This window comes from Streptomyces endocoffeicus (assembly GCF_016741935.1).
Taxonomy (GTDB): domain Bacteria; phylum Actinomycetota; class Actinomycetes; order Streptomycetales; family Streptomycetaceae; genus Streptomyces; species Streptomyces endocoffeicus.
The window spans coordinates 211,380-229,921 of sequence record NZ_JAERRG010000019.1 but is presented as its reverse complement, the minus strand read 5'-3'; the positions used below and the strand labels follow the sequence as shown (position 1 = coordinate 229,921).

The window sequence follows — 18,542 nt, the reverse complement described above, 5'->3', positions numbered from 1 at the left end:
GTCAGGCGGCCAGCTCGTCGCGGTCCCCGATGACACCCCGTACCCCGGTCCGCTGAGGACCGGCACCGGCACCGGCCAGGGGCGCGGCAGGACACGGAGTGCTCGCCCGGTACACCGCGATGAGCAGCTCTCGTACCGTCAGGTTCGGTTCGCCGACCGGTGGGCCGGGCAGGTCATGGCCGTCATCCAGGAAGGCCATGACCCGGGTTTCGCGCGTCGGTGCGGCGATGCGGTCGGAGGGGTTCATGAGGGCTCCGATGGACTGGGCCCCCATGAGCCGGGTCTTCCGAATCAGCCGGCGTCAGCCAGAGGCCAGAACGAGGGGGGTGGGGTGAACAGGCGCCTTAGTTCGTCCGGTCCGCACGAGGCGTTCTCCCAGTGCTCGACGATCCGGCCGTCGACGAACCGCCACAGACCGCAGAACGGTACGGAGAGCTCACGGGGGCGCTGGGCCCGCAGCACGCCGAGGACGGTACCGAAGTGGTCGTTGGCCACGATGTGCTCCACGTCCATGACCAGGGTGTACTGGGTCATGCGGATGAGTGCCTGCTCATGGGCGCGCACGGCCCTGATGCCGCGGCGCACCCGGGGGTCTTCCACGGTCCGGTCCGCACGGTGCAGCACGATGTCGGCCGCGGCGAAGTCGACGACCCTGGTCAGATCCCGGTAGATGGTGCGCAGGATCTCGGTGTGCGGATGCTCGGCCGCCCGCTGGGGGGCGCCGGTCACCGCGCCCCTCCCCGGTGCTTCCGCACCGGCTTGGGCCGCCACGGGGTGACCGTGGCGCAGAGTGCTTCGATCTCGTCCCACTGGCTGTCGGTGAGCCGGATCTCGTCGGCCCGGAGGTTCTCCTCCAGGTGGGCCACCGATGTGGTGCCGGGAATGAGGAGGGTGTTGGAGGCGTGGCGCAGCAGCCACGCCAGCCCCAGCTGGGCTCCGGTGACCCCGTACCGTTCAGCGGCCTTGGTGAGGATGCCACCGGGTCCGACCAGGTCGCCATGGCCGAGCGGGAACCACGGGATGAAGACCATGCCGCGCTGTTCGGCGTATCTGAGGATCGACTCGCCGGACCGGTCGGCGATGTTGTAGAGGTTCTCCACCGCCACGATGTCCACGATCTCGGCGGCCTGTTCGAGCTGTTCGACGGTGACCTCGGGCTGGCCGGACAGTCCGATATGGCGGATCTTGCCCTGCTCCCGCAGCTCGGCGAGTGCCCCGAGCTGGTCCTCGAGCGGTACCAGGGGGTCGATACGGTGCAGCTGATAGAGGTCGATGCGCTCCAGGCCGAGGCGGTGCAGGCTGACCTCGACCTGCTGGCGCAGATATTCGGGTCTGCCCAAGGCGACGATGTAGGGGTTGCGGCCCTCGGCCCGCACCCAGTCGTCGGGGCCGGTGCGCAGCATGCCGCCCTTGGTGGCGATCACCAGATGGTCCGGATAGGGATGCAGGGCCTTCCGGATGAGCTCCTCGTTGTAGCCGGGACCGTAGGAGTCGGCGGTGTCGATGAAGTTGACGCCGAGGTCGTCCACGGCGCGACGCAACAGGCGTACGGCCTGATCCGGGTTCTCGGGCGGGCCCCAGACGCCGGGTCCGGTCAGGTGCATGGCACCGTAGCCGAGCCGGTTGACCGTCAGGTCTCCCCCCAGGGACAGGGTGGACGCGGTCTCGGGCACATGCGGAATGGACGCGGTCACGCGGATCCTCGATTCTTGGGCTTGTGCGGGGATGGGGTTTCACTGTGCAGGTCGGGCTCGGAAGGGACGGGAAGCCTGACCGGTAAGGCGTCGACGTTGCCCGTTCGGCGGCCGGACCGTACCCGGTCGGAGTGCTCCCAGGTGCCGAGGCAGGATTCGGCGGTGATGCCGGGCCCGAACCCGGCCAGCAGTCCGCGCGCCCCCGGGGGCAGCCCCTCGTCGAACTGGCGGCGCAGCGCCTCGAAGACGACGGCCGAGGCGATGTTGCCGTACTCGGTGAGGGTGGCGCGGCTGTGTCTGAAGGCGTCCGGCGGCACCTTCAGATAGCGGCACAGGTCGTCCAGGATGCGGGGCCCACCGGCGTGGATGATGTAGAAGTCCAGGCCGGTGGCATCCCAGCCGTGGGTGCCGGCGAGCGTATGCAGGGCGGGAGCCAGCACGTTCATGGTGCCCGGGACCCGCTTGTCCAGCCGGAAGTGGAATCCGCTGGCCTTCACCTCGTACGCGATCCAGTCCTCGGTGCCCGGCACCAGATGCGAGGCGTTGCGCACCAGCCGCATCCCCTCCCCGCCGCTGCCACGCATGACCGCCGCGGCGATCGCGTCCCCGAACAGCCCGTCGGACAGCAGTGAGCCGACGTCGAGGTCGTCCGGCTGGTAGCACAGCGAGCAGAACTCGCACGCCACGATCAGCACATTGGCTCCCGGGTACGCGCGGCAGAAGTCATGCGCCCGGTTGATGGCGGCCCCGCCGGCCGCACAGCCCAGCTGCGCGATGGGGATCTGCCGGGTGTCGGAGCGGAAACCCAGCTGGTTGATCATCCACGAGGTCAGGGGCGGCATCGTGAAACCGGTGCACGAGACGAACACGATCGTGTCGATGTCCCGCGCCGTCACCTCCGCCGAGGACAGCGCCTGCTTGACCACGTCCGGGACCCGGGCATGGGCCTCGCTCACATAGAGGCGATTGCGGGCCTCGAACCCCGGATGCGTCAGGGTGACGGCCAGCGGCTGGACCAGATGCCGCTTCGCCACCCCGGTGTTCCTGATCATCCGCAGCACCAGCGGAAGCTTCGCGTGTCCGGCGTGCAGCCGGCGCGCCAGCGCCAGCGTCTCCTCCATCGAGATGGTGTTCTCCGGCACCCACACCGCCGGTCGGCACAGCACTGCCATGGTGCACTCCCTTGCTCACGGAAGGTAAGAAAGAGGCGGAACCGACCGTGAACTTCAGGACGGGCAAGATCGTGCCGCACACGGTGGAGGCTCGCTCACACATCACTCCACATGCGCCCCGGCGACGCCGGGACGGGGCAGGAGGCTCCCTGACCCATCATCTTCCTCAGATACGAGCCCCCCGGGGAGGCGCTCACACTTCGCCCCGGAAGTAATCGGAGCTACGAAGCGCGATCGCGCGCTACGAAGCGCGCGGCGGGAGCACACCACCCTTTTCCCGCCCTTCACCCGGCCGCGAACGCGCAGCGCGCTCCCCCTCCATCCCGCGAACCACAGCGCACAACAAGCGCACACCGCAACCGCACGCGCCCCCGTGGCGACGGACCTGGACGACCTGAACGACCTGGACGACCCGAACGACCTGAACGAATGCCAGGTACGTCCCACCCGGACCGAAGCCCTGCTCGACCGACGGGCTCCCCGCCCCCGGGCGCGGCGGCGCCACACGCTCGGGGAGCCCGTTGCCGTCACTCGGCAGAAACCCCAGGTCAGGACTGAGGACGGCTACCGTGGTTAGCCCCGTTCTTACGACGGGCCTTCTTCTTACGACGTCGCTTCGACGACATGTCGCCTCCTTTCCGGCAATGCTTTCGCCCCATGTGTACCGATTACCTCGGCATCTCAAGCGATGATCGCGGCGCGCTTACCCAGCCCCTCGGCACATCACGCCCCTCGGCTCAGCCGGATACCGACCAGGCAGAGGGTCCCGTCGATGGCCAGGGCGCCCAGATAGGGCTCCAGCGCGTGGGGCGCTCCGACGGTGTCGAGGATCAGGTCGAAGCGTCCCGTCTGCGCGGCCATCTGCTGCATGTGTGATCACCCCACAAGCCCGCGTTAACCTCGCAGGAGCGCGCAGCGCCTGTTCTGCGCGGCCCGATCGGCCGACGGGAACAGACATGACCACGGCGGACAATGACGCGGTAGAAGGTGTCGTCGACACGGTCGAGGCGTCCCTCGGCCGTGTGGTCACCAGCGCCGTCGAGGCTATCTGGGACCAGGTTCCGGCGTACGCGGCCTGTACAGCGCCGGAACTTCGCAGCGACGTGACGGTACACGTCGAAGCCATTTTCCGGGCACTGCTCACCAGTGTGCGGCTCGGCAGACCTGCGCGGCGGGAAGACTTTCCGCCCACCGAGACGCAGGCCGGGCGCAGAGTCCGGCAGGGCATCTCCCTCTCCGACTTCCTGCACGCCTTCCGGGTCGCGCAGCTAACCCTCTGGGAGACCTTGCTCGAGATGGGCGGGGAAGACCCGGACTCGCGCGACGCGGCGCTCGCCCTCGTCGGGCAAGTCATGCGCGTCATCGAGGTGGGAAGCTCGCTGGCCGCCGAGGCCTACCTGACCGCCCAGCAGCACGATCTCGCGGAAAGCGACCGGGTCCGCCGCGACTTGCTGGAGGACCTGCTGGCCGCGCGGGACATCTCCGCCGGTCCGAAACAGGCACTGCTGCGGGCGGTGGGACTCGAAGCTGATGCTCGCCTGGTCGTGCTCTCGGCCACTCCGGTCCTGACTCCGGCCGGCGGATCGGCCCAGCAGACGCTCCAAGATGTCGTCGCCACGCTACGCAGACTCGTGCCGCGGGGATTCGCGGTCGCCCGCCAGGACGAAGTCGTGGGCGTCGCACCGGCCCAGACGGGCGGTACGGCGGCGTTCACTCAAACCCTCGGGCATCTGCTCCCGGAATTGCGACGTCAGGGACTTTCGGTGGGCATCAGTACGCACCACGCCGGCCTCGGCAAGATCCCTGAGGCATACGCCGAGGCGTGCGCCGCGCGAGAGGGACTCGGTAACGAGGCCGGGGTGATCGCGCTGCCGCTGGTGTCCAGCCTGGACTACCTGTTCCTCCGCCACGGCGACACGGCACGACGCCTCATCCGTCCGGATATCTCCAGGTTCGTGACGGAGGACCTCGTAAACGGGAGCAATCTGGTCGCCACCTTCCTCGAGTACGTAGCGAGCGATCTGAACGCCCGCACCACGGCGCAGCGCCTGCACGTGCATCCAAACACGGCCTACTACCGGCTGGAGCGGATCGCCGAGCGCACCGGCTGCGACCTGAGGCGCTTCGCGGACGTGCTGGAGATCCTGGTCGCGGTACGACTGCTGGGCGGTCGGCGAGGCCGGACCCACGGTTTGTGAGTCGGCCACAACCGCATTTGTGATCCTGCCACTAACGAGGACTGGCACCGGTCCCGCATTCTGGTGCCACCCCGTTCAGCCATCGGTACCCACCATCCCACGTCGATCTCCGCTGCTGGCATCTCATGGCGCGCTGCCCTATTCCCTCCGAACCGGGTGGGCTGCCTGTCCGTCCCGCGCCCTACGCCGCAGCCCACTCGCCTTCCGGAGACAGTGATGACCCAGCCGCCGTACATCACCCCGCTCACCCCGCTGGCCTATCTCGAGCGCGCTGCCGTGGCCCATCCGGACAAGACCGCGATCCGCTACGGGGACCGCAGCCTGAGTTATGCCGAGTTCGCCGACCACACCATTCGGCTCGCCGCCGCGCTGCGCGCCTCCGGTGTGGAAGCGGGCGACCGGGTGGCCTACCTGTGCCCGAACACGCCCGAGCTGCTGATCGCGCACTTCGCGGTGCCGCTGGCCGGAGCCTCCCTGGTCGCCGTCAACACTCGCCTGTCGCCGGAGGAGATGCGTTATATCTGCGACCATTCCGGCGCGAAGCTCCTCGTGGTGGACACAGGACTGCAGGAGATGGTCCTGCCGATCGCGGACCGGCTGGCCTCCGTTCGCGAAATCGTCTCCCTCGTGGATCTCACCGGCACGGGCCTGGGCGCCGGTGCCCGTCCGCTGTTGTCCGGACCCGACTACGAGCAGTTGCTGAGCCGCGGTGACGATGCCCCATACGCGGAATGGACCGTGGACGACGAACTCGACACCATCTCGGTCAACTACACCTCCGGCACCACCGGACGGCCCAAAGGGGTGATGTACAGCCACCGGGGCGCGTACCTCAATGCCCTCGGCGAGGTGATCCACTCACGACACACCCCTGACAGCGTCTACCTGTGGACCCTGCCGATGTTCCACTGCAACGGATGGTGCACAGCCTGGGCCGTCACCGCGGTCGGCGGCACGCACGTCTGTCTGCGCACCGTGGATCCGGAGAACATCTGGCATCTGCTCGAGAGCTTGGGCGTCACCCATTTCAACGGCGCGCCGACAGTTCTGGTCATGCTGGCGAACTCCCCCGCGGCCAAGCCCCTCTCCAAGCCGCTGGTCGTGACGACGGCGGGGGCGGCACCGAGCCCCGCCATCATCGGACGTATGGAGGAGCTGGGCGCCTCCATCGTCCATGTCTACGGACTCACCGAGACTTACGGCCCCTACACGGTCTGCGAGCGAAAGGACGCCTGGCGCGACGTCACCCCGGACGAGCGCGCCCGACTGCTGGCCCGCCAGGGTGTGGCCATGTTCCAGGCCGATCCGGTGCGGGTCGTCGACACTGACATGAAGGACGTACCGAGAGACGGGCGAACGGTCGGCGAGATCGTGATGCGCGGCAACACGGTGATGAAGGGCTACCTGGACGATCCCGAGGCCACCGCGGAGGCGTTCACGGGCGGCTGGTTCCACTCCGGCGATCTGGGCGTCTGGCACGACGACGGCTACATCGAACTGACCGACCGTGCCAAGGACGTCATCGTCTCGGGCGGGGAGAACATCTCGACCATAGAGGTCGAGCAGGCGCTGCTCTCCCACCACGAGGTCCAGGAAGCGGCGGTCGTCGGCGTCCCGGACGAGCGATGGGGTGAACGCCCCAAGGCCTTCGTCATCCTCAAGGACGGCGCCGCTCTTGACGGCGACAGCCTGATCGCGCACGTCCGTACGCTGATCGCCCGCTACAAGGCCCCAGCCATCGTGGAGTTCGTCACCGAACTGCCCAAGACCGCCACCGGCAAGATTCAGAAGTTCGAGCTGCGGGCCAAGGAGTGGTCCGATCAGGAGCGCCGGATCCGTGGCTGACAGGGAAGCGCCCCGAGGAGAATCGCCGAGGTGTGTGCCCGCGCGGGCCTCGACGTGGTGGTGGCCGACGCGGACCGGGCGGGCGTCGAACGCGGCAGAGTCCGGATCCGCGAGTCGCTGAGCCGTGCGGTGACGACCGGGTGCCCTCGCTGCTCACCGCGGCACGGACCCGGGAGCGGGCCGAGCGGTTCGCGCTCGAGGCGCTCGGGAAGCGGACCATCACCGCGGGGGACCGCGCCGGCTTCGTGGTCAACGCACTGCTGATCCCCTACCCGCTGTCCGCGATCCGCATGATGGAGTCAGGCTTCGCCAGCGCCAAGGACATCGACACCGGCATGCAGCGGGGATGCGCACACCCCGCAAGTCCGGGCAGGGGTTCTACCAGTATTGACGAGCTGCTCCCCCAGCGCTTCCCGCGGTCGCGCTGGACGGCATCTGATTATCGAACACTTGTGCACGCCCTACCTTTGGTGATGTGGACGTCAACACACGCCGGCTGTGTCATTTCGCGACCCTCGCCGAAGAGCTGCACTTCACACGCGCGGCCGCGATCCTTCACATTTCGCAGCAAGGACTCAGCCGCAGCGTCGCCGAGCTGGAAGAGCAGGTCGGGGTCCCGCTCCTGATGCGCACCACCCGCTCGGTCGCCCTGACCGAAGCCGGGGAACTGTTCCTCAGCGGCGTTCGCACAGCACTCAACGCCCTGGAAGAGGGCACACTGGCCGCCCGTGCCACCCGCGACAGAATCGAGACACCGCTCCGCATCGGTTTCAGCGTGTCCTCACTGCTCGAACTCGATTCGCCAATCCTCCGCGCCTTTCGTGCGAACCATCCTTCTGTCGCAATCGAGCTGGAGACGTTCCAGTGGGGCGACCCGTCTTGTGGCCTGTGTTCGAACACCACCGACATCGCATTTGTGCGGACGCCGATCGAATGCCCCGACCTCCACGTCGAGCCAATGTTCGTCGAACCCCGCGCTATTGGTGTCGACCAGAGTCATCCTCTGGCAGCCGCTCGAGCCGTGACCCTGAACGATCTTGTCGATGAGCGGATTCTCGCGCCGCGTACCGACGACAGGACATGGTCGAGATTTTGGACGCTGCGCGACACCGAACTGGATGAACAGTTGCTTCCTCGGATCGGGCCCATGGTCGGCTCGATGGAGGGAGAGCTGGAGAAAGTCACGTCCGGAGAAGCGATCACGGTCACCGCGATCAGCATGTCCCGATTCGCCCCACGTCCATCGATCGTGTTCCGACCCATCACCGATGTCGCCGGATCCGAGTTGGTTCTGGCATGGCGCGGGCCTGCGACACCCCTGATCGACGCGTTCCGCGCCACAGCGGTCGAGGTACGGGATCGGGAAAGTGACCTGGTGTCGCGCATCGAGACGGCAACTGGTAGGCCCGAGGAGTTCTGAGCACCCGCTCAGTCGACCCGTCGCGCACGGCTCCTGACGTATCCCGGTATCAGGCACCTCGGGGTCCGAGGCATCAGTGGCTGTCCCGCGTCTTCCTATCATGCGAACCAGTAATGGAACGATTCACAGCCGCGCGAGAAGCCTATTAACAACTACACGGCGTAGGTGCGGCCGAAGTTTTGTTTCTCTTTGTCGCTGAGGGGTGTTTGGCTAAGCCCAATGGATCAGCGCCCCAGCGCAGCCGGCCCGTCATTGACGTGCGGCAGGCCTGAGCCGCCCCTGATGAAAACGTCCCGACCGCATGCAAGTAGGAGTTCAGCCCTATGCCGGATAACCCGGACCGAGATGATGCGACGCTCGGTGCCGCTGGGGCAGCGACGGCGGAACCGGATCGTCCCCTCTCCGGCGAGGTCGAGGAGTGTCGGACGGGCAGGAAACTGGGCCTGATCGTCAATCCGCTCGCGGGCATGGGCGGCAGCGTGGGCCTCAAGGGGACCGACGGACCGGACATCCTGGAAGAGGCGCAGCGGCGGGGCGCGCGCCCTCTGTCGGGCGAACGAGCTGTCCGCGCGCTCGCTCGTCTCGCCGCCTCGAAGACACCGTTCCGCCTCGTGACGGCGTCCGGTGACCTGGGCGAGCACAGCGCCCTGGCCGCCGGACTGGACCCTGTCGTCGTGCACCGGACAGAGCCGGGTGCCAGCGGGCCCGCCGACACCAAGGCGGCCGCTGCGGCGATGGCACTCTCGGCGGTCGACCTTCTCCTGTTCGCAGGCGGCGACGGCACGGCGCGTGACATTCTGAGCGCGGTTGGCGACCGCGTGCCTGTGCTCGGCATCCCGGCGGGGGTGAAGATGCACTCGGCGGTGTTCGGCGCGAACCCCGAAAGCGCGGGCGGCCTCGCGGCTCTGTTCCTCGACGGCAGTCCTACGGCCCGACTACGAGACGCTGAGGTCATGGACCTCGACGAGACCGCCTTCCGCGAGGACCGGCTCTCGGCACGTCTGTACGGCTATGCCCGCAGTCCCTACGAGCGCCATCTCGCGCAGAACGCCAAAGCGGGATCCCGAGCGGACGACAACGCGGTGCTGGAAGCGGCTTGCCGGCGCGTCGCGGCACGGATGCGGGAGGGGGTCCTCTACATCGTGGGGCCCGGCACCACCATGCGACGCGTCATGAAGTCGCTCGGCCTGCCCTCCACGCTGCTCGGCGTCGACGCCGTGCTGGACGGTGCGCTCGTCGGGTCCGATCTCGACGAGCGGGCGCTGCTCGGCCTCATGGAGGGGCGTGAGACCCGCATCGTAGTGGGCGTGCTGGGCGGCCAGGGCTACCTGTTCGGGCGCGGCAACCAGCAGATCAGCGCCAAGGTCATCCGGAAGGTCGGCCGCGAGGGCATCGTCGTGGTCACCCCGCTGGACAAGCTCGTCGCTCTTGAGGCGGCGAGTCTGCGCGTCGATACCGGCGACGCCGAGGTCGACGCGCTGCTTGCCGGCTACATGCGGCTCCACACCGGCCCGGACCGCAGCGTCTTCCACAAAGTGAGCGCCTGACCCCGACCGGCCGATCCGGCGCGGGGCAGAGCCGGAAGCCCCATGGTCATCCATACAAGGAGAATCCAATGAAAGAACATGTAGCACACAGGTACATGGCCAATTCCGTGCCAGCGATCAAGCAGGAAATGCTGGACTCGATCGGTGCCAGTTCCGTGGCGGAGCTGTTCAGTCAGGTCCCGGTCGAGCACCGCCTCTCGCGCCCGCTCGACCTTCCCCCCGCGCTGACCGAGAGTGAGCTTCAACGCCATCTCATCAGTACGCTGTCGAAGAATCAGACCACCGAGCAGAACCTGAATTTCCTCGGCGCCGGCTGCTGGCAGCACCACGTGCCGGCGGCCGTCGACGAGGTGGTGCGCCGCAATGAGTGGCTCACCTCGGTGTTCGGCGAGCCGAGTTCCGATCACGGACGCAACCAGGCCTGGTTCGAGTTCTGCAGTCAGCTCGGCGAACTCCTCAAGATGGACCTGGTCGGCATGCCGGTCCGCAGCTGGGGAGTCGCGGCGGGGCACGCGATTCGGATGGCCTCGCGCATCACCGGGCGGGACGAGGTCGCGGTGGTCCGGGCGATCGACCCGGAGCGGCTCTCCGTCATCCGTAACTACTGCGAACCGATCGAGATGCCGAGCCACATCACGGTCCGCCTCGTCGAATTCGACCCCGCGACAGGTCTGATGGACCTCGACGACCTGCGTGAGGTGGTCGGCGACAAGACGGCCGCAGTCTACTTCGAGACCCCCTCCTACCTCGGTGTGATCGAGCACCAGGGGGCTGAGATCGCCGCCATCGCCCACGCCGCCGGGGCCGAGACGATCGTCGGCGTCGATCCAATCTCCCTCGGCGTGCTGGCTGCGCCCATCGACTACGGGGCCGACATCGTCATCGGCACCACCCAGCCGCTCGGCGTGCACATGAACACGGGCGGTGGAGTGGGCGGCTTCATCGCCTCGCGCGACGAGGAACGCTACGCCCGCCAGTACCCGACCTTGTTCATCAGCATCACGGACACAACGAAGGAAGGCGAATACGGCTTCGGCCTCAGCCTCTTCGAGCAGAGCTCCTACGGTCTGCGCGAGAAGGGCAAGGACTGGACCGGTCACTCGGTCTACATGTGGGCCATCGCCAACGCCGTCTACATGGCGCTGATGGGCCCCGAGGGCTTCAAGGACGTGGGCGAGTTGATCCTGCGGCGCGCCCACTACGCCGCGCGGCGCATCGCCTCCATCGAAGGCGTCCGGGTGGCCTTCCCGTCGGGCTTCTTCAAGGAGTTCGTCGTGGACTTCAGCGGCACGGGGCACAGCGTCGCGGACATCAACAAGGCACTGCGCGCGCACGGCATATTCGGGGGCAAGGACCTGTCGCGCGACTTCCCCGAGCTCGGGCAGAGTGCCCTCTTCTGCGTCACCGAAGTACACACCCAAGCCGACCTGCTGCGTCTCGCCGACGCACTCTCGGAGGTAGTAGCACGATGAGCGCCAAGCTTCGCGAATACCACGCCCCGGTCTGGAACGAGCCGGTCATCCTGGAGATGGGCTATCCCGGCCGCCGCGGCCTCGCCGTACCTGAAGCCGAGGAGGCGGTGCAGGCCGAGGTGGGGGACGTCGCTGACCTGATCCCCGTCGCCCTGCGACGACATGACAGACCGGCACTGCCCGAGGTCTCGGAGCCGGAGGTGCTCTACCACTACCTGCGGCTGTCGCAGCAGACTCTCGGCATGATGGGCGTCAGCCTCTTCGGCACGTGCACGATGAAGTACAACCCGCAGGTGAACGAGGCGATCGCATGGCGCCCCGAGGTCACTGAGGCGCATCCCTACCAGGACGACGACACCTTGCAGGGAACTCTCGAGATCGTGCACAGGTTCGACGCCATTCTGCGCGAGCTGTCCGGCATGGACCAGTTCATCTTCCAGGCCGGTGGCGGCGCCGACGCCGCGTACACCAGCTGCGCCGTGACACGTGCCTACCATGCGTCCCGCGGCGAACTGGAGCAGCGCGACGAGATCATCACCACGATCCAGACCCACCCTTCGAACGCCGCGACCGCCGCCGCCGCGGGCTTCAAGGTCATCACCCTGATGCTCGACGAGAACGGTTACCCCTCGCTGGACGCCCTGAAGGCCGCGGTGTCCGACCGTACGGCCGCTCTCATGGTCAACAACCCGGACGACATGGGTGTGTACAACCCGGAGATGCGCGAGTGGGTGCGGGTGGTGCACGAAGCGGGTGGCCTGTGCTTCTACGACAGCGCCAACTTCAACGGCATGATGAGCAAGATCCGTGCCCGCGAGATCGGCTTCGACGCCTGCATGTTCATGCTCCACAAGACCTTCGGCGCGCCCAAGAGCGGGGTGGGGGGACCGGCTGTCGGCGCCTACGGCTGCTCGGCGGAACTGGCACCCTTCGTGCCGACTCCGGTTGTCGCCCACGACGGCGACCGGTACTACCTCGATCACGACCGGCCGGAGAGCTGCGGCAAGATCCGCGAGTTCTGGGGCAACGTGCCCGTGGTGCTGAAGGCCTACGCCTGGATCCGCGCCATGGGGGCGGAGGGTGTGGCCGAGGCCTCCGACATCTCCGTCCTCGCCAACAACTACATGGAGCGGGGGCTGCTCGCCATCCGCGGCGTCACCCGTTCGCACCCCGACGCGACCAGCCCGCGCCTGGAAATGACGCGCTACAGCCTGGCTCAGATGAAGGAGGAGACCGGCGTCGGCGTCCACGACGTCCAGAACCGCATGACGGACTTCGGGGTGGACGCCATGTGGACCAGCCACGAACCATGGCTCATCCCGGAACCGTTCACACCCGAAGCCGGCGAGATGTACGGCAAGGAAGCACTCGACACCTGGATCGCGGTCCTCGCCCAGATCTCCGACGAGGCATACTCCGATCCCGAGATCGTCAAGACCGCGCCTCACAACCAGGCGGTACACCGCCTCGATCACGACGCGATGGAGGACCCCGCACGCTGGGCCATGACCTGGCGGGCCTACCTGCGCAAGAGGGCGAACACCGGCGCCCGGAGCTGAGCGGACCGTGAGTCGGTCCACCGCCGCGGGGCGACCAATGCCCGGCGGCGGCGGACCGCGCACCGTCGTGGCGCGGAACCGAACCGGCGGCTCGCCGAGCTGATCGGGTTCCTGGACGACGACTTCCCCAAGGGACATCCCTACCGCCGTGTTCACACCGTTCCCGGCCCCGTGCAGTCGGCCTCCCCCGGTGGCGTACAGTCCCCGCACCGGCCGGCGCCTCCGGGCTGCCCTTCGCCTTCGCGCACCACTTCGCGGCGCAGAACACCGTCCCGGCGCTGGACCCGTACCGGAAGTCGTTCCGGCCCTCGGCGGTCCTGAACGAGCCGTACACGCTCATCGGCGTCTCCGCGCTGGCGACCGACGACGAGGAGGAGGCCCGCCGCCAGGTGCTGGCCTACGCGCTGAGCATGATTCGGCTGCGTTCGGGACGCCCCGGACTCATCCCTGCGCCGAAGGAGGCCGAGACCTACCCCTACAGTTCGATGGAGCGGGACTTCGTGCCATCGTGGAACTCCGACGTCATTCACGGCACCGCGGACGAGGTACGCTCCGGGCTCGACGACCTGCAGAAGCGCACCGGCGCCGACGAGCTGATGCTCACCACCTACGCCCATGACGGTGACATCCGCCTGCGCTCCTAGACCTCGCGTGCGGCCTTCAGGACGCGTTCGCGGTTGCGGCGGGCGTCGGCGCGCAGGTCCTCGGAAGGCGTGCTTACGGCTGTTCCCAGGGGCGCTGCTGAGGCGGGATCGTCCGCGTTATGAGAGATCTCATCAGGCATGTTTCTCACTTGCCCGCCAAGTGGATGGTGCCGCGCACTTACGTGGTTAGCGTGAACGAACCAAGCTAAACGGCCTCCAGTCCGAGGAGAATCATGCAGGACCTGTCTCGTCTGTCCGGTACCACGGCGCTGGTTACGGGGGCGTCGGGCGGCATAGGCGCCGAGTTCGCCGCCAGGCTCGCCCAGCGTGGTGCGGACCTCGTCCTCGTGGCCCGATCGGGCGACAAACTGGAGGCGCTCGCCTCGTCCCTGCACTCCGCACACGGAGTGCGCGTGCTGACGGAGAAGCTGGACCTGTCCGAGCCCGGGGCGCCGCGGGCAATGTTCGAGTGGACCGTCGAGCAAGGGCTGGAGGTCGGTTTCCTCGTGAACAACGCGGGCGGCGGGGTCGGCGGGGCAGCGGCGAAAGCCGATCCGGCGGTCGTCGCAGCGATGGTGAACCTGAACGGGCAAGCCCTGGTGGAGAACACGATCCGCTTCCTGCCGGGCATGGTCTCACGCGGCCGTGGAACGATCGTGAACGTCACGAGTGCTTCCGCGTTCCTGCCCACGCCCTACCTGGCCGCCTACGGCGGGAGCAAGGCCATGGCGCAGTCATTCACACTGGCGGTCGCTGCCGAGGTCGCCGACGCGGGCGTCCGGGTGCTGGCGGTCTCTCCGGGGGTGACCGTCACAGGACAGAAGTCCGAGGACATTCTGCCCGCAATGGCGAGCTTGGGCGGGCTGCGGCAGCCGGAGCAAGTCGTCACCACCGCTTTCCGCGCACTGGACTCGCGCAAGGCGTCGGTGGTCGACGGCCGCCGCAACGCACTGTTCGCCCGCCTGGTCCAACGCCTGCCGAATCGGACGGCCCGCGCACTGGGACTCCGGCTGGCATCGAAGCTCACCGACTTCTGACCGACGGGACACGCGCCGATGACTACCGCCCGCCCTCGTGACTACGACGCCGCCACGGCCCCGCAGATCACACCCCGCCCCCGCGGAACTCCGGCCCCGCGTCCCATGGCTGCTTTCATGGCTGCGTACGTAGCCGCGCGACCCCGTTTGAACTGGTGCGGACCAGGGTCCGGCCAAGCTCAGGTTTCCCTGGAAAAGGGCCCCTGACCAGCAAATTCGCTGATTAGGGGCCTCTGGTGGCGGACGAGTCGGCCTGTACGCCGGGTTCTGTCTCCCGGGGGCCTCGCGGCCCTCGGGGAGGCGGCCATCCATCTAGGACCGGCGTTGCCGCCGGTCTCGTGCGGTCTACCCGCGGACTCGGGCGGGCAGCCCTCGATCGTCCGCGCAGAGCCGCCGTGCGGCGGCTCCTCTTGACCTTGCTCCAGGTGGGGTTTACCGAGCCGTCCGAGTCACCTCGGACGCTGGTGGTCTCTTACACCACCGTTTCACCCTTACCGGTCGCCTCGCGGCGTCCGGCGGTCTGTTTTCTGTGGCACTGTCCCGCGGGTCACCCCGGGTGGGCGTTACCCACCACCTTGCCGTGTGGAGCCCGGACGTTCCTCGGCGGGGCCCGAAGGACCCCGACGCGACCGCCCGGCCGACTCGTCCGCCGTGTTGACCATGATACCCGTAGGGCCGGCCCGGTCGGCCCGGACAGCCCCGGACCGCCCCGGCCGGTGGCGGGCCGGACCGCGGCGGGCTGCTTTCCCCTGCCCGCCCCTTCCCTCAACTGGGCCCCAGACCCCGGGGTCCAGGGGCGAAGCCCTGCCATGCGGCGGACACCCCGTAGCCGGAGACCGTGGGCCGCGGGCCGCGGGGTGGTTGGCCGGAGGCCGTAGGCTGCGGGCGGGCCGGGCCTGGTTTTCCGGGTCCGCCCCGCGCCCCGTCGCCGACGACCATTCGACCTTCGAGGAGATCCGCCGTGCTCGTCCTGCTGCCGCCGTCCGAAGGAAAGGCCACGGGAGGCGCCGGGTCCCCGCTGGACCTGGGATCGCTGTCGCTGCCGGGCCTGGGCGAGGCGCGGGCGGAGGTGCTGGACGAGCTGGTGTCGCTCTGTTCGGGCGACGAGGGGAAGGCCGCCGAGGCGCTGGGGCTCAGCGAGGGGCTGCGCGGCGAGATCGCCAAGAACGCGGCGCTGCGGGAGGCCGCGGCGCGGCCGGCCGGGGAGATCTACACCGGTGTGCTGTACGACGCGCTCGGCCTGGCCACGCTCCCCGCTCCCGCCCGCCGCCGGGCGAAGCGGTCGCTGCTGGTCTTCTCCGGGCTGTGGGGCGCCGTACGGATCGGCGACCGCATCCCCTCCTACCGCTGCTCGATGGGTGTGAAGCTCCCGGGGCTCGGCGCGCTCGGCACCTACTGGCGGACCCGGACCCCGATGGCCGAGGTGCTTCCGGAGGCCGCCGGGGACGGGCTGGTGCTGGACCTGCGCTCGGCGGCGTACGCGGCGGCGTGGAAGCCCAAGGGGGCGGTCGCGGAGCGGACGGCGACGGTGCGGGTGCTGCAGTCGAAGATCGTGAACGGGGTCGAGAAGCGGTCCGTCGTCAGCCACTTCAACAAGGCGACGAAGGGCCGGATGGTACGGGACCTGCTGACCGCGGGCGCCGAACCGGACGGCCCCGGCGAGCTGGTGGAGGCGCTGCGCGGGCTGGGGTACGTGGTGGAGGCGGCGGCGCCGGAGCGGGCGGGGCGGGCGTGGGGGGTGGATGTGGTGGTGACGGAGCTGTAGGTGGGTACTCGGGTGCCGTGCGGGCCCGCTCCCGTTGCGTACGGGCTCGTTGCGACTCGTACGAGCTCGTTGCGACATGCGCAACCACCATTGCGCGGTGCGCCGCACCGCGGGCAGGATGGGCGCCGTGACTAGCACCGCGCCCTCCCCCGGTTCCCCGGATTCCTCGCTGCTCGACCTCGCCCCCGTCATCCCCGTGGTCATCGTCAACGACGTGGCCGACGCGGTTCCGATGGCCCGTGCGCTGGTCGCGGGCGGGCTGCCCGCGATCGAGGTGACCTTCCGGACGCCCGCCGCCGCGGACGCGATCCGGGCGATCGCCGACGAGGTCCCGGACGCGGTCGTCGGCGCCGGTACGGTCCTGACCCCGGAGCAGGTGGAGACGGCCGTCGCCGCCGGGTCGCGCTTCCTGGTCACGCCCGGCTGGACGGACCGGCTGCTGGGGGCGCTGGACGCGTCCGGGCTGCCGTATCTGCCGGGGGTCTCGACCACCTCGGAGGTCGTGGCGCTGCTGGAGCGCGGGGTCGAGGAGATGAAGTTCTTCCCGGCGGAGGCGGCCGGGGGCACCGCATACCTGAAGGCGCTCGCCTCCCCGCTCCCCCGGGCCCGCTTCTGCCCGACGGGCGGGGTCAATGCCTCGAACGCCCTCGGATATCTGTCCCTCCCCAACGTCGGCTGCGTGGGCGGCACTTGGATGCTGCCGACGGACGCGCTGGAGGCGGGCGACTGGGCCCGGGTGGAGTCCCTGGCCCGGGAGGCGGCGGCGCTGCGGCGGTGACAGCCGCCACCGGTCGGCACGCACTGCGGCGGTGACAGCCGCCACCCGTCGGCACCGTGACCGCTACGCGATCGGCATCGTGACCGCTGCCGCGGTCGGTCCCTATCGCAGATGCGCCGTCTCGTTCAGCAGCCGCAACGACGCGTTCCCGTCCCCGTAGTACGCCACCGCCGTCAGCGATGCCGCCGAGAGCTCCATGCGGAACAGGGACTCCGGCGGGGCGCCCAGGGCCAGCCGGACCAGGACTTTGATCGGGGTGACATGGGTGACCAGCAGCACCGTACGGCCCTGGTAACGGGCGATCAGCTTGTCGCGGGCGAGCGCGACCCGGCGCGTGACCGTCGCGAAGCTCTCGCCGCCGCCGGTGGGGGCCACCTCGGTGGAGGCCAGCCATGCGTCCAGGTCGTCCGGGTAGCGCTCCTTGGCCTCCGCGAAGGTCAGGCCCTCCCAGGCGCCGAAGTCCGTCTCGCGCAGCCCCTCTTCGACGCGGACGTCCAGTCCCAGGCGCCGCGCCACCACCTCGGCGGTCTCCCGGCAGCGCCGCAGCGGTGAGGCGACGACGGCCTGGATGGTGCCGCGTGCGGCGAGCGCCGCCGCCACCCGCTCGGCCTGGTGGCGGCCGACGTCGGAGAGCGCGGGGTCGGTGCCGCCGCTGCCGGAGAAGCGCTTCTCGGGGGTGAGCGGGGTCTCCCCGTGCCGGAGCAGGACGAACGTGGCGGGGGTGCCCAGATCCGCCGAGCCCCAGCCCACCGCCGGGGCCGCCCCCGTGGCGGCGGGCTCGGCGAGGGCGTCGTCGGCGGGCGCGGCGGCCTCCGGCACCACGGTCTCCGGCCCGGTCGCCAAGGTCTCCGGCCCGGTCGCCAAGGTCTCCGGCCCGGTCGCCAAGGTCTCCGGCGCCATGGTCTCCGGCCCGGCGGCCTCCGGCGCGCCCGCCGCCAGTGTGCCGCCCGCCGCCAGCGTGCCGCCGGGCGGCACCTTCGGCTGCCACCGCTCGCCCCGCTTGCCCGCGTCCATCGCCTCGTTGGCGAGCCGGTCCGCGTGCTTGTTGTTCTCGCGCGGGATCCACTCGTACGTCACCTGGCCGGGCGGGACGATCCCCTTGGCCTCGGCGGCGAGCGGCCGCATATCGGGGTGCTTGATCTTCCAGCGGCCCGACATCTGCTCGATGACCAGCTTGGAGTCCATCCGCACCCGGACCCCGGCCGCCGGGTCCAGGGCGTACGCCGCCCGCAACCCGGCGATCAGGCCCTTGTACTCGGCCACGTTGTTGGTCGCGGTGCCGATGTACTCGGCCACCTCGGCGAGCGTCTCACCGGTCTCGGCGTCGCGCACGAGGGCGCCGTAGCCGGCCGGCCCGGGGTTGCCCCGGGACCCGCCGTCCGCCTCGACGATGAAGCGCCGCGCCATCGGC

Annotated in this window: 16 protein-coding genes, 1 other RNA gene and 3 pseudogenes; 12 read left to right on the top strand and 8 right to left on the bottom strand. The window is 69.2% G+C overall.

Going from position 1 to position 18,542, the window contains the following annotated elements; translation table 11 throughout:
- Position 1: 1 nt before the first annotated feature.
- The 6 genes from JK364_RS36635 to JK364_RS36615 all read right to left on the bottom strand — a co-directional run bounded on the left by JK364_RS36635 (position 2) and on the right by JK364_RS36615 (position 3,736).
- Positions 2–247 (bottom strand): hypothetical protein, encoded by a 246-nt coding sequence (locus JK364_RS36635; protein WP_201855686.1) that lies wholly within the window; start codon positions 245–247, stop codon positions 2–4.
- A gap of 44 nt (positions 248–291) precedes the next feature.
- Complete coding sequence (locus JK364_RS36630) at positions 292–729, bottom strand: nuclear transport factor 2 family protein (protein WP_201855685.1); 438 nt, start codon at positions 727–729, stop codon at positions 292–294.
- Positions 726–1,694, bottom strand: a complete 969-nt coding sequence (locus tag JK364_RS36625; protein WP_307841479.1) for an aldo/keto reductase — start codon at positions 1,692–1,694, stop codon at positions 726–728. The genes JK364_RS36630 and JK364_RS36625 overlap by 4 nt, the downstream gene beginning before the upstream one ends.
- Complete coding sequence (locus JK364_RS36620) at positions 1,691–2,866, bottom strand: type III polyketide synthase (protein WP_201855684.1); 1,176 nt, start codon at positions 2,864–2,866, stop codon at positions 1,691–1,693. Before JK364_RS36620 ends, JK364_RS36625 begins: the two co-directional genes overlap by 4 nt.
- A 548-nt stretch (positions 2,867–3,414) precedes the next feature.
- Complete coding sequence (locus JK364_RS58185; protein ID WP_370443954.1) at positions 3,415–3,492, bottom strand: 50S ribosomal protein bL37; 78 nt, start codon at positions 3,490–3,492, stop codon at positions 3,415–3,417.
- Positions 3,493–3,589: 97 nt separating this feature from the next.
- On the bottom strand, positions 3,590–3,736 hold the full coding sequence (locus JK364_RS36615) for a hypothetical protein (RefSeq protein WP_230993024.1): 147 nt from the start codon (positions 3,734–3,736) through the stop codon (positions 3,590–3,592).
- 86 nt (positions 3,737–3,822) lie between these two features.
- Between JK364_RS36615 and JK364_RS36610 the strand changes: the two genes are divergently transcribed.
- From JK364_RS36610 to JK364_RS36570, 10 genes and pseudogenes are all read left to right on the top strand, one after another.
- Positions 3,823–5,064: a PucR family transcriptional regulator gene (locus tag JK364_RS36610; RefSeq protein WP_201855682.1), complete on the top strand. Its 1,242-nt coding sequence runs from the start codon at positions 3,823–3,825 to the stop codon at positions 5,062–5,064.
- Positions 5,065–5,280: 216 nt separating this feature from the next.
- Positions 5,281–6,909, top strand: coding sequence for an acyl--CoA ligase family protein (locus tag JK364_RS36605; RefSeq protein WP_201855681.1), 1,629 nt, complete (start codon positions 5,281–5,283; stop codon positions 6,907–6,909).
- 30 nt (positions 6,910–6,939) lie between these two features.
- A pseudogene (locus JK364_RS57700) lies at positions 6,940–6,990 on the top strand (hypothetical protein); the annotation flags it as partial.
- 59 nt (positions 6,991–7,049) lie between these two features.
- Positions 7,050–7,283, top strand: a pseudogene (locus JK364_RS55795) (3-hydroxyacyl-CoA dehydrogenase family protein); the annotation flags it as partial.
- Positions 7,284–7,384: 101 nt separating this feature from the next.
- Positions 7,385–8,329, top strand: a complete 945-nt coding sequence (locus tag JK364_RS36595) for a LysR family transcriptional regulator (protein ID WP_201855679.1) — start codon at positions 7,385–7,387, stop codon at positions 8,327–8,329.
- Between the two features lie 323 nt (positions 8,330–8,652).
- The gene (locus JK364_RS36590; RefSeq protein ID WP_201855677.1) at positions 8,653–9,876 is read left to right on the top strand and encodes an ATP-NAD kinase family protein; all 1,224 of its coding nucleotides are present in this window, start codon (positions 8,653–8,655) and stop codon (positions 9,874–9,876) included.
- 95 nt (positions 9,877–9,971) lie between these two features.
- The gene (gene gcvPA / locus JK364_RS36585; protein WP_201855676.1) at positions 9,972–11,348 is read left to right on the top strand and encodes an aminomethyl-transferring glycine dehydrogenase subunit GcvPA; all 1,377 of its coding nucleotides are present in this window, start codon (positions 9,972–9,974) and stop codon (positions 11,346–11,348) included.
- On the top strand, positions 11,345–12,907 hold the full coding sequence (gcvPB, locus tag JK364_RS36580) for an aminomethyl-transferring glycine dehydrogenase subunit GcvPB (RefSeq protein WP_201855674.1): 1,563 nt from the start codon (positions 11,345–11,347) through the stop codon (positions 12,905–12,907). The genes gcvPA and gcvPB overlap by 4 nt, the downstream gene beginning before the upstream one ends.
- A 27-nt stretch (positions 12,908–12,934) precedes the next feature.
- Positions 12,935–13,551: pseudogene (locus JK364_RS36575) on the top strand (LLM class oxidoreductase); the annotation flags it as partial.
- Positions 13,552–13,784: 233 nt separating this feature from the next.
- The gene (locus tag JK364_RS36570; protein WP_201855672.1) at positions 13,785–14,588 is read left to right on the top strand and encodes an SDR family NAD(P)-dependent oxidoreductase; all 804 of its coding nucleotides are present in this window, start codon (positions 13,785–13,787) and stop codon (positions 14,586–14,588) included.
- A 240-nt stretch (positions 14,589–14,828) separates the two neighbouring features.
- Here JK364_RS36570 and rnpB read toward each other — a convergent pair.
- Positions 14,829–15,233, bottom strand: an RNA gene (rnpB, locus tag JK364_RS36565) — RNase P RNA component class A.
- 316 nt (positions 15,234–15,549) lie between these two features.
- Between rnpB and yaaA the strand changes: the two genes are divergently transcribed.
- Positions 15,550–16,353, top strand: a complete 804-nt coding sequence (gene yaaA / locus JK364_RS36560; RefSeq protein ID WP_201855671.1) for a peroxide stress protein YaaA — start codon at positions 15,550–15,552, stop codon at positions 16,351–16,353.
- 118 nt (positions 16,354–16,471) lie between these two features.
- Entirely contained in the window at positions 16,472–17,131 is a 660-nt protein-coding gene (gene eda, locus JK364_RS36555) for a bifunctional 4-hydroxy-2-oxoglutarate aldolase/2-dehydro-3-deoxy-phosphogluconate aldolase (RefSeq protein ID WP_201855670.1), read from the top strand.
- 102 nt (positions 17,132–17,233) lie between these two features.
- Here the strand turns inward: eda and JK364_RS36550 are convergent, their stop codons facing one another.
- Complete coding sequence (locus JK364_RS36550; RefSeq protein ID WP_201855668.1) at positions 17,234–18,538, bottom strand: bifunctional RNase H/acid phosphatase; 1,305 nt, start codon at positions 18,536–18,538, stop codon at positions 17,234–17,236.
- Between the last annotated feature and the right edge of the window lie 4 nt (positions 18,539–18,542).

Coding starts and splice junctions, on each gene's coding strand:
- JK364_RS36635 (WP_201855686.1), bottom strand. CDS start 247: ATGAACCCCTCCGACCGCATCGCCGCACCGACGCGCGAAACCCGGGTC.
- JK364_RS36620 (WP_201855684.1), bottom strand. CDS start 2,866: ATGGCAGTGCTGTGCCGACCGGCGGTGTGGGTGCCGGAGAACACCATC.
- JK364_RS58185 (WP_370443954.1), bottom strand. CDS start 3,492: ATGTCGTCGAAGCGACGTCGTAAGAAGAAGGCCCGTCGTAAGAACGGG.
- JK364_RS36615 (WP_230993024.1), bottom strand. CDS start 3,736: ATGCAGCAGATGGCCGCGCAGACGGGACGCTTCGACCTGATCCTCGAC.
- JK364_RS36610 (WP_201855682.1), top strand. CDS start 3,823: ATGACCACGGCGGACAATGACGCGGTAGAAGGTGTCGTCGACACGGTC.
- JK364_RS36605 (WP_201855681.1), top strand. CDS start 5,281: ATGACCCAGCCGCCGTACATCACCCCGCTCACCCCGCTGGCCTATCTC.
- JK364_RS36590 (WP_201855677.1), top strand. CDS start 8,653: ATGCCGGATAACCCGGACCGAGATGATGCGACGCTCGGTGCCGCTGGG.
- gcvPA (WP_201855676.1), top strand. CDS start 9,972: ATGGCCAATTCCGTGCCAGCGATCAAGCAGGAAATGCTGGACTCGATC.
- gcvPB (WP_201855674.1), top strand. CDS start 11,345: ATGAGCGCCAAGCTTCGCGAATACCACGCCCCGGTCTGGAACGAGCCG.
- JK364_RS36570 (WP_201855672.1), top strand. CDS start 13,785: ATGCAGGACCTGTCTCGTCTGTCCGGTACCACGGCGCTGGTTACGGGG.
- eda (WP_201855670.1), top strand. CDS start 16,472: ATGGGCGCCGTGACTAGCACCGCGCCCTCCCCCGGTTCCCCGGATTCC.
- JK364_RS36550 (WP_201855668.1), bottom strand. CDS start 18,538: ATGGCGCGGCGCTTCATCGTCGAGGCGGACGGCGGGTCCCGGGGCAAC.